15 protein-coding genes are annotated in these 16,341 nt (G+C 42.7%); 12 read left to right on the top strand and 3 right to left on the bottom strand.

Translation table 11 applies throughout. The features are described 5' to 3' along the window. Positions 1-165: 165 nt before the first annotated feature. Positions 166-5,319 carry an SIALI-17 repeat-containing surface protein gene (locus HT718_RS01805; protein ID WP_173266873.1) on the bottom strand — a complete coding sequence of 1,718 codons (5,154 nt, stop codon included), beginning with the start codon at positions 5,317-5,319 and terminating at the stop codon, positions 166-168. Between the two features lie 285 nt (positions 5,320-5,604). On the opposite strand from HT718_RS01805, the gene HT718_RS01800 reads away from it, so the two are divergent. From HT718_RS01800 to yidD, 10 genes are all read left to right on the top strand, one after another. Next, positions 5,605-5,853 carry a YneF family protein gene (locus tag HT718_RS01800; protein WP_000364990.1) on the top strand — a complete coding sequence of 83 codons (249 nt, stop codon included), beginning with the start codon at positions 5,605-5,607 and terminating at the stop codon, positions 5,851-5,853. A 199-nt stretch (positions 5,854-6,052) separates the two neighbouring features. Further along, a complete protein-coding gene (racE, locus tag HT718_RS01795; protein WP_020901104.1) occupies positions 6,053-6,847 on the top strand; it encodes a glutamate racemase in 795 nt (264 codons plus the stop codon). After that, a complete protein-coding gene (locus HT718_RS01790; RefSeq protein ID WP_173266871.1) occupies positions 6,844-7,815 on the top strand; it encodes a nucleoside-triphosphate diphosphatase in 972 nt (323 codons plus the stop codon). The genes racE and HT718_RS01790 overlap by 4 nt, the downstream gene beginning before the upstream one ends. After that, entirely contained in the window at positions 7,791-8,312 is a 522-nt protein-coding gene (locus HT718_RS01785) for a metallophosphoesterase (protein WP_143952501.1), read from the top strand. The genes HT718_RS01790 and HT718_RS01785 overlap by 25 nt, the downstream gene beginning before the upstream one ends. Then, on the top strand, positions 8,309-8,770 hold the full coding sequence (cbpB, locus tag HT718_RS01780) for a cyclic-di-AMP-binding protein CbpB (protein WP_173266869.1): 462 nt from the start codon (positions 8,309-8,311) through the stop codon (positions 8,768-8,770). Before HT718_RS01785 ends, cbpB begins: the two co-directional genes overlap by 4 nt. Continuing rightward, positions 8,767-9,501 carry a site-specific tyrosine recombinase XerD gene (gene xerD / locus HT718_RS01775; RefSeq protein WP_345890253.1) on the top strand — a complete coding sequence of 245 codons (735 nt, stop codon included), beginning with the start codon at positions 8,767-8,769 and terminating at the stop codon, positions 9,499-9,501. The genes cbpB and xerD overlap by 4 nt, the downstream gene beginning before the upstream one ends. Further along, positions 9,501-10,229, top strand: coding sequence for a segregation/condensation protein A (locus HT718_RS01770; protein WP_173266865.1), 729 nt, complete (start codon positions 9,501-9,503; stop codon positions 10,227-10,229). The genes xerD and HT718_RS01770 overlap by 1 nt, the downstream gene beginning before the upstream one ends. Positions 10,230-10,247: 18 nt before the next feature. Continuing rightward, entirely contained in the window at positions 10,248-10,817 is a 570-nt protein-coding gene (scpB, locus tag HT718_RS01765) for an SMC-Scp complex subunit ScpB (RefSeq protein WP_173266863.1), read from the top strand. Continuing rightward, complete coding sequence (locus tag HT718_RS01760) at positions 10,804-11,526, top strand: pseudouridine synthase (RefSeq protein WP_173266861.1); 723 nt, start codon at positions 10,804-10,806, stop codon at positions 11,524-11,526. Before scpB ends, HT718_RS01760 begins: the two co-directional genes overlap by 14 nt. Beyond that, positions 11,526-11,762, top strand: coding sequence for a membrane protein insertion efficiency factor YidD (gene yidD, locus HT718_RS01755; RefSeq protein ID WP_004245573.1), 237 nt, complete (start codon positions 11,526-11,528; stop codon positions 11,760-11,762). Before HT718_RS01760 ends, yidD begins: the two co-directional genes overlap by 1 nt. Positions 11,763-11,860: 98 nt before the next feature. On the opposite strand, the gene galE is transcribed toward yidD, so the two are convergent. After that, on the bottom strand, positions 11,861-12,859 hold the full coding sequence (galE, locus tag HT718_RS01750) for a UDP-glucose 4-epimerase GalE (RefSeq protein ID WP_173266859.1): 999 nt from the start codon (positions 12,857-12,859) through the stop codon (positions 11,861-11,863). 293 nt (positions 12,860-13,152) lie between these two features. Here galE and pepA point away from each other — a divergent pair, with 293 nt between their 5' ends. Both pepA and HT718_RS01740 read left to right on the top strand, forming a co-directional pair. Then, entirely contained in the window at positions 13,153-14,217 is a 1,065-nt protein-coding gene (gene pepA / locus HT718_RS01745; RefSeq protein WP_173266857.1) for a glutamyl aminopeptidase, read from the top strand. Between the two features lie 20 nt (positions 14,218-14,237). Beyond that, positions 14,238-14,534: an enterocin immunity protein gene (locus HT718_RS01740; protein WP_049541001.1), complete on the top strand. Its 297-nt coding sequence runs from the start codon at positions 14,238-14,240 to the stop codon at positions 14,532-14,534. A 96-nt stretch (positions 14,535-14,630) separates the two neighbouring features. Here HT718_RS01740 and HT718_RS01735 read toward each other — a convergent pair whose 3' ends face one another. Continuing rightward, positions 14,631-16,262 (bottom strand): Na/Pi cotransporter family protein, encoded by a 1,632-nt coding sequence (locus HT718_RS01735; protein WP_020901113.1) that lies wholly within the window; start codon positions 16,260-16,262, stop codon positions 14,631-14,633. Between the last annotated feature and the right edge of the window lie 79 nt (positions 16,263-16,341).

Here is a 16,341-nt window from a genome sequence, read left to right as displayed (position 1 = left end):
AGATATACGATATTAAAACCAGTCCTCAAGACAAAAGGACTGGTTTGTAGTTAAGAATATTATCTTAAAAGATATCAGTTAAATGTTAGATAAAATTCTACATACTAAACTTGTGTTACTCTCGGATGAGATAGCTCTCTAATTCACTCTTATAAGTTTGTAGTTTTAATCCATCTTATTTTTTAGTAGGAAGATGGATGTTAAGACTAAACTAAGTCCTGATAAGAAGAGCAGTGGATTTGAGGATTCACCAGTTTCTGGAAGTTGTTCTTTGAGATGAGTATTTTCCAGCTGGGAAGGACTATCGGTAGTTGAAGCCAGCTCAAAGTTTAGTGAGGTTGTTGCAACTGTTTTGTTTATTGAGGTTTCCGGAGTATTGACATTTTGATAGACTACCGCATATGTACTAAAGAGACTAGTAGTAAATTCTGCCATACCATCACGAATAGTGAAAGAAAGTGATTTCAATTCTTTTGTCGGAGTTAGGTAATAAATATTTTCTACATCAGCTGTAATTGGTAATCTAACTAAAACAGCTCCCGGTGGTTGTATATTATGGTTGTTTGAATTTTTAAATTGAATATCATAAGCATCGTATATCTTGCCAAAGAGTTCTTGAGCCAACACGTGTTTACTAGAGAAATACGAACCTCCTTCTAAGTCAGTTGCTCTGCCAATAATCTCAACACCAGTCTTTTCATCCTTCAAGACACGAAGTTTATGCTCAGCAATACTGCTAGTAGATGTTTTTTCTTGCTTAGCTCCTTTACCAGGTTCACTATAATTAGGACTGTCTATGGTAGGAGCTTTCTGTTCTCTTCCTGTCTCTATAGATTTGGTGTATTCAGGTTTTTCTACAGAAGGTGCTTCCTGATCCCCAACTGTTCCGACAGGACCAGTGTATTCAGGTCTTTCCACGGTAGGTGCTTCTTGATCCCCAGCAGTTCCGATAGGACCAGTGTATTTAGGTCTTTCCACAGAAGGTGCTTCTTGATCCCCAGCAGTTCCGATAGGACCAGTGTATTCAGGTCTTTCCACAGAAGGTACCTCCTGCTCCCCAGCAGTACCAATAGGATCTGTGTACTCAGGAATGGTTACTACTGGAGCAGGCTCATCCCCTTTACTTGTTTGGATTTTTTCTTCCACTGGAATGGTTTCATCCTTAGGAAATACTGTTACAACAGAGCTGCTTATTGTTTTTCCTTGGATAGCATAAGCTTCTATCGGATTGCCAGCTTTACGATCTGTAGTTTCAGGAATGTCTAGTTGGACCTTGTTATCCTTAATGGTTAGAACAGTTTGTTCACCTGATGTGACAAGATGGTCATCATCGACTTTTCTGAGTAGAAGAGGATCTTTGATACCAGGGAAGGTGACAGCGACTCCATCCCAATTGCCAGTTGGTAGGGTTAAGGTAACAGTCTTATCTTTGGACTTAATAGGATCAAGGCTTGGACTATCGAGAGACACAGATGGTGCCTTTAAGATATCAAAGGAATCGAGAGAGATTTTCTTTCGCCCTTCTGGAGAATCTGGGTCTACTTTCAAAGTTAGGACATGATCACCATCAGCTAAATTGGTGAATTCGCCAATCAAAGCTCCTTTTTGAGTCGCTCCTGGAGTGTAGAAGTCAAGGGCTGGCATCTCTTTTCCATCCAGTGTGACAAGTGCCTTACCAAGTGATGCTGTTTTTAATCCATAGATTCGGATACCTGTTCCAGAGAATGGGATGGTTGCAGTGGCTTCAGAAGAAAGATTATCATCAGCGTTGATATCTGCATATTTCTCTGTAGAAGCATAGAGTTCCGCATCAGTCCAGTCTTTAAATGCTGAGCCGTATTGGATACGAGAATCACGATCGTCAATCTTATCAACAGCTTCTCCTTGGCCTGGGAAGACTTTGAAGTAGTCTAAGGAAATTTTTGATCGTTCACTTCCTCGTCCCTTATGTTCTCGCTTAACAGTGATGGTCATGAGGTGAGAACCTGAAGATAGATTTGTGTAACGTCCTATTAATACACCCTTTTCAGTTGCTCCTGCTGTATAGAAGTCAAGTTCTCCAACAGACTTGCCATCAATTTTAACATCGGCAAGTCCCAATTGAGATGACTTGAGACCGTAGATTTCAATATCAGGTCCATTGAATGGAATGGTTGCAGTCGCATCTTTATCAGAATAATTTCCATTTGAGATATCAGCGTATTTCTCTGTTCCACCAAATAGTTCTGTGTCAGACCAATTTCCAAAGGCAGAGCCGTACTGGATGCGTTTGTCACGGTCATCCATCAACTCACTGAAGGCATCGATAGAAGCAGGATCTGAAACTGGTGTTGTACGATCCCCTAGCATAGCCTTAACGGTATAAGTATAGGCATGGCTAGAATCAATCGAGCGATCTATGAAGTGAGTTTGGTTGGTGATAAACTCACGAACGCTAGGAGTTTGACTGTTTTCATCCATGCTTTCTCGTCGGATGACATAATGACTTGCTCCCTCAACTGTGTTAAAGTCGAGTTCAGCTGTGACGGAATCTTTTCGAAGGGCTGATAAGCGAGTCACTCGTCCAGGGAAGTTTTCAAAGGTAATGACATCACCTTTTTGAGTCGCAAGTTGGATACGGTTATCTTTGAGGCGACTAGCTTGAACTTCCTTGCCATTAATCTTGATAATACTAGATTCGATATTTGGATAGTCTACGACTAAGTCTCCACCAACATTAGAAAGGAAAGATAGCGTTTCAAGATTTTTCTCTTTCCATTTCATGCTGACTTCAAAGTTACCACGAGCGACTAAACCTGAGACTTGCCCGTCTTTCCATGCATCTGGAAGGGCTGGTAATGGAGCAATGTAGCCTGTGTGAGACTGAAGGAGCATTTCTGCCATACCGCTGGTTGCACCAAAGTTTCCATCAATTTGGAAAGGCGCGTGCGTATCCCAGAGATTTTCTAGGGTTGAGGATCTGAGCTGTTCTGCCAACAAACGGTGGGCACGATTTCCATCTAAGAGACGGGCCCAGAGGTTGATTTTATTGGCCTTAGACCAACCAGTTCCACCATCTCCACGGTGGTTTAAGGTTGCGCGTGCAGCTTCCAAATATTCAGGCTGATCCTTGCCAAATAGAGTACCTGGGAAGAGTCCAACTAGATGAGAAACGTGGCGGTGGTGGTTTTCAATGCCTTCGTTGGTGAATTGTGGGCTGTCTTCTTCGTACCATTCCTTGATACGGCCGTCTTGGTTGATATGAAGTGGTTTGAGCTTATCAAATTTAGCCTTCACTTCTGTCACCAAATCTTGGTCGACCTTCAGATGATTGGCTGCTTCCATATAGTCGTGGAATAGCTGCCAAACTAGAGATTGGTCAAAGGTATTCCCAATCGTGATGGTTCCATGCTCTGGTGAGTAGGATGGAGAAGATACCCAACGGTCACTTGCTTGGTCATAATGCAGGAAGGAATTCCAGAACTTGGCTGTTTCCTTGAGCATTGGATAAATCTTTTCTTTGAGATAAGTTTCATCCTTGGTGAATTTGTAGTAGTCATAGACATTCTGCATCATCCAAGCATTGGCAGCAGGAGACCAACCCCAATAGTAGTTCCAACCAGGAGTAGTCCAGCCAAATGGTGTCGCCTGAGTATGAACCAACCAACCGTTTTCTTGACCTTCTTTGGATTCGATACCTGCGTATTCTTTAGCAGCGATACGACCATAATAGCGCATGTCATCGATATAATTGATCATTGGCTTAGCCGTTTCTGCGAGATTGCTCATGTAGGCAGGCCAATAGTTCATCTGTAGGTTGACATTGAGGTGGTAGTCTGAGTTCCAAGGTGGATTATCTACAGCATTCCAGACTCCTTGCAAGTTGGCAGGTAGGGCATCTGTTCGGTTACGAGACGAACTGATGAGGAGATAACGTCCGTATTGGAAGAAGAGTTCTTCTAACTTTTGGCCTTTTGTTGGATTATAGGTTTGAAGAGCTTCTTTTGTAGTTTGATTAGACTTGCTACCGCCGAGGTTTAATTGAACACGGTTGAAAAGGCTTTGGTAATCCTTGATGTGATCATTTTTCAGAGTCTCATAGTTTTTGGTTTTAGCAGCTTCAACGATAGATTTGACAGTTTTTTCTACATCAATATCCTTGCGGTAATTGGTTTTCGGCTTTTGAGCAAAATTAGTCTTGGCACTGAGTAAAAGCGTAGCGTAGCTGGCCCCTGTGACCGTTAAACTATCATCATGGACAGTAACTTTTCCGTCCGTTTTAAGTCCTAGATAGGATGCAAACTGGAGTCCATTATCTTTGACTGTACCTTTTAGTAGGATACCATTAGAATCAACACTAACAGTCCCTTGTTTGTATTTAGAATTCTCCCAAGAATAGTCTCCGTTAGCAATCAGGTCTTCTGTCAAGCTATTCCAAAGGGTAAAATCAAGCGTCTTATCACCTTTTTTACTCAAGTGGGTGACAGTAACATCGTCTGGATAACTAGAGAAGGTTTCTCTTTTAAAGGTAGTCCCATCTTGGGTGTAAGAAGTTGTAGTAGTAGCTTCTGTTATATCTAAACTACGATGATAGTCTGTGACGTTCTCTAATCCTTTCTTTTGGTTGGTGAATACCATAGAGATATCACCGAAGGCTAGGTAGCGACCGTATTGGGCATTGTTTGGCCCAACCAAATTTCTCTCTGCTAGTTGTTTGGCTTTTTGACGGTCACCGTCTTCTAAGGCCTTACGAATTTCGGCTAAGACTTTGTAGCGTTCCTTGTAGTTTCCTCCATTGTAGTCTTGACTATCTGGCTGTGGACCTCCAGACCAAAGTGTTTTTTCATTGTACTGGATTCTTTCTTCACCGATGAGTCCGAAAACCTTGGCACCCATTTCCCCATTTCCGACTGGGAGGGCTTGTTTTTCCCAACCGTCATAGGAAGGAGCAGTTGGTTGGTTGTAATGTAGTTCGTAATGTTCTTGTTTGTTCACAGGAAGTTCTGGTTTCTCGCTCTCCTTATTGTCAGCAGGGGCGGTAGCTGTACTTGTACCTGACTGAGTACTTGTTTGAGGTAATTCTGGTTCTGCGATGGTCTGCTTCTCAGATGATTCAGCTATAGGCTGAGTCTCTGTGTTAGAAGCAAGAACCTCCTCAACTTTTGTATCTGGTTTAGCCGAGGATTCAGTAATAGTTGCGTCAGTCTCCTTAAGCTCGACACCATCAGCAGCCACCCCCTGTGCTGCTAAAAACACAGCACCTAGTAAAACAGAGGCTGCTCCGACACTTAGTTTGCGGATGCTATACTTACAGGATTTTTCCCAATATCTCTTATCCACAAAATTCTCCTTTCTTAATTCTGTAAGCGCATACATTTTCTTTTAAAAAAATAAGTCTTTCAGAAATTTGTGCAATGTAATTTGAATAATCTTAATATAACAAATAAATAGAACTATTGCAAGGGCTTTTAAGGAAAATGGGCTTATTTTACTAAGTTTTACTAAGTATGAAGTATTTGCTAATTACTTAGGAAATCACGGTAGATGTAAGCGTAAAACAAACTAGTCAGGGTGGCTAGATTGTGGTATAATGAAAGGGACTCAAAAAGAAACAGGAGAAAAATGATGGATTTACTTTTAGCAATTGTATTGATTGTATTAGCTTTTCTAGGAGGAGCTCTTGGAGGAATGTACTTGGTTCGTAAGCAAATTGAAAAAGAATTCGCTGACAACCCACGTTTGAATGCTGAAGCAGTTCGTACTCTTTTGAGTGCAAATGGTCAAAAACCAAGCGAAGCCAAGGTACAACAAGTTTACCACCAAATCATCCGCCAACAAAAAGCAGCCCTTGCTAACAATAAAAAGAAAAAATAAATAAGGAAAAGTCTGGGATGAAAGTTCCAGACTTCTCACTATGTTGGCTATGGTTTAGGAATAAGACATTTTCCTTGCATTCTATTGATATTTGATTATGATTAAGAGAGATAGTTGTTGATGAGGCTGTCCTTCAGTTCTTACAGACAAGTAATCATAATGAACTATCAATCAGAAAGAAGACTAGAAAGAAGACTGTATGGATAATCGACCAATTGGTTTTTTGGATTCGGGTGTCGGGGGATTGACCGTTGTGCGAGAGCTCATGCGCCAGCTTCCCCATGAAGAAATCGTCTATATTGGAGATTCGGCGCGGGCGCCCTATGGTCCCCGTCCTGCTGAGCAAATTCGTGAATATACTTGGCAGTTGGTCAACTTTCTCTTGACCAAGGATGTCAAGATGATTGTCATTGCTTGTAACACTGCGACTGCGGTCGTCTGGGAAGAAATCAAGGCTCAACTAGACATTCCTGTTCTAGGTGTGATTTTGCCAGGAGCTTCGGCAGCCATCAAGTCCAGCCAAGGTGGGAAAATCGGAGTGATTGGAACGCCCATGACGGTACAATCAGACATTTACCGTCAGAAAATTCATGATCTGGATCCGGACTTACAGGTGGAGAGTTTGGCCTGTCCCAAGTTTGCCCCCTTGGTGGAGTCAGGTGCCCTGTCAACCAGTGTCACCAAGAAAGTGGTTTATGAAACTCTGCGTCCCTTGGTAGGAAAGGTGGATAGCCTGATTTTGGGCTGTACCCATTATCCACTTCTCAGACCCATTATTCAAAATGTCATGGGGCCAAAGGTTCAGCTCATTGATAGTGGGGCAGAGTGCGTACGGGATATCTCAGTCTTACTCAATTATTTTGAAATCAATCGTGGTCGCGATGCTGGACCACTCCAACACCGTTTTTACACAACAGCTAGCAGCCAAAGTTTTGCCCAAATAGGTGAAGAATGGCTGGAAAAAGAAATTCATGTGGAGCATGTAGAATTATGACAAATAAAATTTATGAATACAAGGATGACCAGGACTGGTATGTCGGGTCCTATAGTATTTTTGGTGGCGTCCGGACGCTGACTGATGAAGACTTGGATTTCCCTCTGGTTGGATTGGCCAAAATCTTTCGAGACGAGGAACGAGGTTTCCCGATTTCAGTTACTGTTTTACGCTATGGTTCTCGCTACCGTTTATTGTCTTTTGTGGTAGATATACTAAACCAAGAAGCAGGTCGCAATCTAGAAGTCATCCAACGTCAGGGAGCTTTGCTTTTGGTTGAAAATGGCCAACTCTTGTATGTGGAATTGCCCAAAGAAGGGGTCAATGTTCATGATTTCTTTGAAACAAATAAGGTCAGAGAAACCTTGTTGATTGCGACTCGTAACGAGGGCAAGACCAAGGAATTTCGAGCTATCTTTGACAAGCTAGGCTACGATGTGGAAAATCTCAATGACTATCCTGACCTACCTGAAGTAGCAGAAACAGGCATGACTTTCGAAGAAAATGCCCGCCTTAAGGCGGAAACCATTTCCCAATTAACGGGCAAGATGGTTTTGGCAGATGATTCTGGACTTAAAGTCGATGTCCTTGGTGGCTTGCCAGGCGTCTGGTCAGCTCGTTTTGCAGGTGTGGGAGCAACTGACCGTGAAAACAATGCTAAACTCTTGCACGAATTGGCCATGGTCTTTGAACTCAAGGACCGCTCGGCTCAATTCCATACAACCTTAGTCGTAGCCAGTCCAAACAAGGAAAGTTTGCTTGTTGAAGCAGACTGGCCTGGCTACATTAACTTTGAACCCAAGGGTGAAAATGGCTTCGGCTATGACCCTCTCTTCCTTGTAGGAGAGACAGGCAAGTCCTCAGCCGAATTAACTCTGGAAGAAAAAAATAGCCAATCTCACCGTGCCTTAGCCGTTAAGAAACTTTTGGAGGTATTTCCATCATGGCAAAGCAAACCATCATTGTAATGAGCGATTCTCATGGCGATAGCTTGATTGTGGAAGAAATCCGTGATCGCTATGTGGGCAAAGTTGACGCCGTTTTTCATAACGGAGATTCTGAATTGCGCCCAGACTCACCGCTCTGGGAGGGAATCCGTGTTGTTAAAGGGAATATGGACTTCTATGCAGGCTACCCGGAACGTTTGGTGACTGAGCTTGGTTCGACCAAGATTATCCAAACTCATGGACACCTATTTGACATCAATTTCAACTTTCAAAAGTTGGACTACTGGGCTCAGGAAGAAGAAGCCGATATCTGCCTCTATGGTCACTTGCATGTGCCAAATGCTTGGATGGAAGGCAAGACCCTCTTTCTAAATCCTGGTTCCATCAGTCAACCACGTGGGACCATCAGAGAATGTCTCTATGCTCGTGTGGAGATTGATGATAGTTACTTCAAAGTCGACTTTTTGACACGAAACCACGAGGTGTATCCAGGCTTGTCCAAGGAGTTCAGCCGATGATTGCCAAGGAGTTTGAGACTTTCTTGTTGGGTCAAGAGGAAACTTTTTTGACCCCTGCTGAAAATCTAGCTGTTTTGATTGATACCCACAATGCGGATCATGCAACCCTCTTGCTTAGTCAGATGACTTATACCCGTGTTCCCGTTGTGACAGATGAAAAGCAGTTTGTTGGGACTATTGGGCTCAGAGATATTATGGCTTATCAGATGGAGCATGACTTGAGTCAAGAAATCATGGCAGATACGGATATCGTTCATATGACGAAAAGGGACGTAGCGGTTGTTTCGCCTGATTTTACTATTACGGAGGTCTTGCACAAGCTGGTAGATGAGTCTTTCTTACCGGTTGTGGACGCAGAGGGGATTTTCCAAGGGATTATTACGCGCAAGTCTATCCTCAAGGCAGTCAATGCCCTCTTGCATGACTTTAGTAAGGAATATGAGATTCGATGCAAATGAGAGATAGGATTTCAGATTTCTTAGAGGAAAAACAGGGCTTATCTGTCAATTCAAAGCGGTCCTATAAGTATGATCTGGAGCAATTTTTAGACATTATAGGAGAGCGGATTTCTGAGACCAGTCTCAAAATTTACCAAGCACAACTAGCCAATCTAAAAATCAGCGCCCAGAAACGAAAGATTTCGGCCTGTAATCAATTTCTCTACTTCCTCTATCAAAAAGGAGAAGTGGATAGCTTCTACCGTTTGGAATTAGCCAAACAAGCTGAAAAGAAGACCGAAAAACCAGAACTTTTAGACCTAGACTCTTTTTGGCAGGAAAGTAATTATCCAGAAGGACGCTTGCTGGCGCTTCTTATCTTGGAAATAGGGCTCTTGCCGAGTGAGATTTTAGCCCTCAAGGTTGCGGATATCAATCTGGATTTTCAGGTGTTGCGAATCAAGAAGGCTTCTCAACAGAGGATTGTCACCATTCCCACGATCTTGATTCCAGAATTGGAACCCTTGATGAGGCAGACTTATCTCTTTGAAAGGGCAGGGAAAGCCTATTCTCGTCAGTGGGCCTTTCGTCAGCTAGAGTCTTTTGTCAAGGAGAAAGGTTTCTCAACCTTATCCGCCCAAGCCTTGCGGGAACAGTTCATTTTAAGACAAATTGAAAACAAGGTCGATTTGTACGAAATTGCAAAAAAATTAGGATTAAAAACAGTACTGACCTTAGAAAAATATAGATAATGGATATTAAATTAAAAGATTTTGAAGGGCCCCTGGATCTTCTTTTGCACCTGGTTTCCAAGTACCAGATGGATATCTACGATGTGCCCATCACAGAAGTCATCGAACAATACCTAGCTTATGTCTCAACCCTGCAGGCCATGCGTCTAGAAGTGACAGGTGAGTATATGGTCATGGCCAGTCAGCTCATGCTGATTAAGAGCCGCAAGCTCTTGCCAAAGGTAGCAGAAGTGACAGACTTGGAAGATGACCTGGAGCAGGATCTTCTCTCTCAAATTGAAGAATACCGTAAGTTTAAGCTCTTGGGGGAACACTTGGAGGCTAAACACCAAGATCGGGCCCAGTATTATTCCAAAGCGCCGACAGAGTTGATTTACGAAGATGCGGAGCTTGTGCATGACAAGACGACCATTGATCTTTTTTTGGCTTTTTCAAATATCCTAGCCAAGAAAAAAGAGGAGTTCGCACAGAATCACACGACTATTCTGCGGGATGAGTATAAGATTGAGGATATGATGGTCATCGTAAAAGAGTCCTTGACTGGACGAGCCCAGTTGCGCTTGCAGGATTTGTTCAAGGAAGCCCAGAATGTCCAAGAGGTCATTACCCTCTTTTTGGCAACCCTAGAGTTAATCAAAACCCAGGAGTTAGTCCTCGTGCAAGAGGAAAGTTTCGGAGATATTTATCTCATGGAAAAGAAAGAAGAAAGTCAAGTGGCCCAAAGCTAGACTTGATAGAGAGGAAAGATGAGTACTTTAGCAAAAATAGAAGCGCTCTTGTTTGTAGCGGGTGAAGATGGGATTAGGGTCCGTCAGTTAGCTGAACTCCTCTCTCTGCCACCGACAGGCATCCAACAGAGTTTAGAAAAATTAGCCCAGAAGTATGAAAATGACCCAGATTCCAGTTTGGCTCTGATTGAGACAGGTGGGGCTTATAGATTGGTGACCAAGCCTCAGTTTTCAGAGGTTTTGAAGGAATATTCCAAGGCGCCTATCAACCAGAGCTTGTCTCGGGCTGCCCTTGAGACCTTGTCCATCATTGCCTACAAGCAACCCATCACACGGATAGAGATTGATGCCATCCGTGGGGTCAACTCGAGTGGGGCCTTGGCAAAGTTGCAGGCTTTTGACTTGATTAAAGAAGACGGGAAAAAAGAAGTGTTGGGGCGCCCCAACCTCTATGTGACTACGGATTATTTTTTAGATTATATGGGAATTAACCATTTGGAAGAATTACCAGTGATTGATGAGCTTGAGATTCAAGCCCAAGAAAGCCAATTATTTGGTGAAAGGATAGAAGAAGATGAGAATCAATAAGTATATTGCCCATGCAGGTGTGGCCAGTAGGAGAAAAGCAGAAGAGTTGATCAAGCAAGGTTTGGTGACGGTTAACGGCCAAGTAGTACGTGAACTCGCAACGACCATCAAGTCTGGTGACAAGGTCGAAGTGGAAGGCCAGCCTATCTACAATGAAGAAAAGGTCTACTATCTGCTTAACAAACCACGCGGTGTCATTTCCAGTGTGACAGATGACAAGGGCCGCAAGACGGTTGTCGACCTCTTGCCCAACGTGAAAGAGCGCATCTACCCTGTAGGACGTTTGGACTGGGATACATCAGGTGTCTTGATTTTGACCAATGATGGGGATTTTACGGATGAGATGATTCACCCCCGTAATGAGATTGACAAGGTTTATGTCGCGCGTGTTAAAGGTGTGGCCAATAAGGATAATCTCCGCCCCTTGACCCGTGGACTTGAGATTGATGGCAAGAAAACCAAGCCAGCTGTTTACGAGATTCTCAAAGTGGATCCAGTTAAAAACCGCTCTGTGGTGCAGTTGACTATCCATGAAGGGCGTAACCACCAGGTTAAAAAGATGTTTGAAGCTGTCGGTCTCCAAGTAGATAAGTTGTCTCGGACTCGCTTCGGACACCTAGACTTGACAGGTCTTCGTCCGGGTGAATCCCGTCGTCTTAACAAAAAAGAAATCAGCCAACTACACACCATGGCTGTAGCTAAGAAATAATGAAACGCATTTTAATAGCGCCTGTACGCTTTTACCAACGTTTTATCTCGCCAGCCTTTCCCCCCTCTTGTCGCTTTGAGCCGACTTGTTCAAATTACATGATTCAGGCTATTGAAAAACATGGCTTTAAGGGTGTCTTGATGGGATTGGCGCGGATTTTACGTTGCCACCCCTGGTCTAAAACGGGTAAGGACCCTGTGCCAGACCACTTTACTTTGAAAAGAAATTCAAAGTAAGATTGTATTCTAATGTATAAAACACAGATAGATGATACTTGGTATTTACTAAGTGCCATCTATCTGTGTTTTTATTTATTATTGATGTTTCTGTTATCCTATTCCAAAATATTTTTCCCCTCTTTAACCCGCCAATGATAGTCTGATAAAATAATATCTTCGAGGGAGTAGCTAGCCTTCCAATCAAGATATTGTTTAGCTTTTGATGCATCTGCTAGGACGCTAGCTGGGTCACCAGCACGACGCGCAACAATCTCGTGTGGGATTTTTTGATCTAGCAATTCTTCAGCAGTTTTAAAGATTTCTTTGACGGTATAGCCTTTTTCAGTTCCTAGGTTAAAGATTTGAGAAGAACTGTTTTCTTGAAAGAGGTAATTCATCCCTTTAACGTGAGCTTGTGCAAGGTCTAAGACATGAATGTAATCCCGAATACATGAACCGTCACGTGTATCGTAGTCATCTCCAAATATTTTTAGGCTTTCATTTTGTCCCAATGCAGTCTTGTTGATGTTGGGAATGATGTGGGTTGGATTTTTCACACGCAACCCGTTTGAAGCATCCATTTCAGCCCCAGCTACATTAAAGTAACGGAAAATGACGTATTTCCAGTCGTAGCGATTGGCCATCCAGTAAATCATTCGTTCACCCATCAGTTTTGTCTCAGCATAAGGGTTGACAGGGTCGAGAAGGGTGTCTTCAGTCGCTGGCTTGTCAATACAGTTATTACCATAGAGAGATGCAGTCGAAGAGAACATGATTTTTTGAATGCCAACTTCAGATAGGACTTTGAGAACTTGGTTCATACCAGCAACATTGGCAGTGAAGTATTTGCTTGGGTCTTCAATACTTTCGCTCACAACAATTTCACCTGCACAATGCAGAACAGCATCAATTTGATTTTCTTCTAAGTAAGTTTTTAGGGCACTAGCATCATAAACATCCAGTTGTTTAAAACTAGCACGACTATCCACGGCCGAACGATTTCCTGTAGAGAGATTATCGAGGACATGCACCTGATAGCCAGCATTTAAAAGAGCTTTAACGGTATGGGAGCCAATGTAGCCAGCTCCACCTGTAACAAGAATTGTTTTGGTCATGATTTTTTCCTTTTTCTACTTTTGTACTATTTTAAAGAAAGAGGAAGTGAAAGTCAACTATTTTCTGCGAATTTCGTGAAAAAACTGAACGAATATATTATTAAATTGTTTTTTTGTTTGGTAATTAATGATTTAGTTAATCTTGGAAAGTTTCTTAGATTTCACCTCACATGTAGAGAATACGATTTTTTCTAAGACACAGTAAGACTAAGATACTAATTTAGAAATCTACCTTCCCACTATCCTTCTCCTATAAAAAGTGGTAAAATGGATGAAAGAAAGAAGGAACTGAAATGACAACATTATTTTCAAAAATCAAAGAAGTAACAGAACTTGCTGCGATCTCAGGTCATGAAGCGCCTGTCCGTGCTTATCTTCGTGAAAAGTTGACACCGCATGTGGATGAAGTGGTGACAGATGGCTTGGGTGGTATTTTTGGTATCAAGCATTCAGAAGTTGCGGATGCACCGCGTGTCCTAGTCGCTTCTCACATGGATGAAGTTGGCTTTATGGTCAGCGAGATTAAGCCAGACGGTACCTTCCGTGTCGTTGAAATCGGTGGTTGGAATCCTATGGTAGTCAGCAGCCAACGTTTCAAACTCTTGACTCGTGATGGTCGTGAAATCCCAGTGATTTCAGGCTCTGTTCCTCCACACTTGACTCGTGGAAAGGGTGGGTCAACCATGCCAGCCATTGCAGATATTGTCTTTGATGGTGGGTTTGCGGACAAGGCTGAGGCAGAAAGTTTTGGCATCCGTCCTGGTGACACCATTGTTCCAGATAGTTCTGCTATCTTGACAGCCAATGAAAAAAATATTATTTCAAAAGCTTGGGATAATCGCTACGGTGTTCTCATGGTAAGCGAGCTAGCTGAAGCTTTATCAGGTAAAAAACTCGGAAATGAACTCTATCTTGGCTCTAACGTCCAAGAAGAAGTTGGGCTTCGTGGTGCCCATACATCTACAACCAAGTTTGACCCAGAAGTCTTCCTCGCAGTTGACTGTTCACCAGCAGGTGATGTCTATGGTGGTCAAGGCAAGATTGGAGATGGAACCTTGATTCGTTTCTACGACCCAGGTCACTTGCTTCTCCCAGGCATGAAAGATTTCCTTTTGACAACAGCTGAAGAAGCAGGTATCAAGTACCAATACTACTGCGGCAAAGGTGGAACAGACGCTGGCGCAGCCCATCTGAAAAATGGTGGTGTCCCATCTACAACTATCGGTGTCTGTGCCCGTTATATCCATTCTCACCAAACCCTCTATGCAATGGATGACTTCCTAGAAGCGCAAGCTTTCTTGCAAGCCTTGGTGAAGAAATTGGATCGTTCAACGGTTGATTTGATTAAACATTATTAAACATAAGGGAGGTGGTAGGGATGGTAGAACCAAACCTAGAAAGCCTTATAAAAGATCTTTACAATCATGCTAGACATGATTTGAGTGAAGATTTAGTTGCTGCTCTCTTAGAGACTGCAAAAAAACTGCCTACTACAAATGAGCAATTGCTGGCAGTTCGTCTCTCAGGCCTGGTCAATCGTGAATTGCTCCTAAATCCCAAACATCCGGCACCTGAGTTGCTCAACTTGGCTCGCTTTATTAAAAGAGAAGAATCCAAGTACAGAGGAACTGCAGCTTCTGCGCTTATGTACGGAGAGCTCTTTAAAATGCTTTGATTCCATTGTGGATCAAAGCATTTTTTTGTATGGCAGAAAAGCTATTCTTGATAAGGAGAAGAAAAAGCCATCCCATTTAGGATAGCTTCTTGGTTCTTAGATTTGTTCAGCAATGACCTTTTCAGCTAAATTCATAGCATGGTCAGACACACGAGTGTAGTGGGAAACAATGTCGATAAAGTTGACCCCAGCTTGCGTTGAACACTCGCCCTTGTTGAGGCGTTTGATGTGGGTCTTTCTGAGAACACGTTCCATATTGTTGATTTCTTTATGGCGTTCAATCAGACTTTGCGCTTTTTCAATATCATTGTTTTCCACGCTATCAAGGGCATCCTTGATAAAGCCAGTGGTTTTTTGATAGATATCAGCTAATTCCTGCAAAGCAGCTTCAGAGAACTCAACATTTTTACGTTGAAGGTAATCAGTTAGATTGATTAGCGCTTCTGCGTGGTCCCCAATCCGTTCCAAATCGCGGGATGAATCAAGGATATTGGTGAGCACTTCACTTTCTTTCTGGCTAAGGGCCTCGCTTGAAAGAGTAATAAGGTAACGAGTCAATTTTTCATCAATAGTATTGATGGCTTCTTCTGTCTTATGACCTTTTTCAGCAAGCTTTTCATTGAGATCGATGATGTAGTTATATGAAAGGTCAAAGGCTTTAGAAGCATAATTTCCCAAGTGAAGGAGTTCTTTTTTCGCATTTCCGAGAGCGATTGATGGAGCTTGTTTAATCAAATGCTCATCAAGATAAAGTGGCTCGTACTTGACAACTTCGTCTTCACCAGGGATGAGCTTGGTTACAAAGAAAGCCAAGGCTCCGATGAATGGAAATTGTACAATGGTGTTACTTACGTTAAAGGCACCGTGCGAGAAGGCGATGGTCATCTCAGGTGAGAGGTGAAGGAGTGCTTGGAAGTACTCAATCATTGCAGTGAAGGGGCCTAATAAGATTAAGCAAAGAATAGTTCCTAATACGTTAAAGGTGACGTGGGTTGCAGCAACGCGTTTCGCAGAGACATTGGCTCCTGCTGCCGCAATGATAACGGTTAGGGTTGTCCCGATATTATCCCCGAAGAGAACTGGTAGCGAACCTTTAAGGTCAAGGAAGCCACCTGCATAGAGACCTTGCAAAATCCCGATTGTCGCAGAAGAAGCTTGGATGAGAACGGTAATCACTGCACCAGCGAAAACTCCTAAAATAGGGTTTTGTCCCAAGGTTACCATATATTCCTTGAATTGCGGTAAATCTTTAAGAGGACTCATACCGGCACTGATGAGGTTGAGGGCATAGAAGATTCCCCCTACACCAAACAGGATGCGCCCAATATTGTTTGCTGTTCTGTTTTTTGTAAAGAAGAGGAACATGGTTCCAAGGAAAATTAGGGGTAAAGCATACTCACCAAGCTTGAAACCAATGATAAAGGAAGTAACGGTGGTTCCGATGTTGGCTCCCATGATAATTCCGATAGCTTGTCTAAGAGTGAGAAGACTAGCGCTGACCAGTCCAACCGTGATAACTGTAACCCCTGTACTTGATTGAATCAGGGCAGTCACGACAATTCCGACTAGAACACCTAAAAAGGGATTGCTAGTGTACTTGTCAATGTAAAAACGAAGGCGATCTCCAGCAGCCTGTTGCAAACCGTCTCCCATGGTCTTGATACTATATAAGAATAGTCCCAGACCACCTAAAAAGTGAAATAAAATTTCCTGCCAATTAATGGACATTTCTTTTTCCTCCGAAAAATAATAACGGAATTTCTCCTATTCTATTTTAAAGGATAAAAGTAAATCTAACAAGTGTTAA

It is taken from the genome of Streptococcus sp. 714 (assembly GCF_013277115.1).
Lineage (GTDB): Bacteria > Bacillota > Bacilli > Lactobacillales > Streptococcaceae > Streptococcus.
This window is presented reverse-complemented; position numbering and strand designations above follow the sequence as displayed.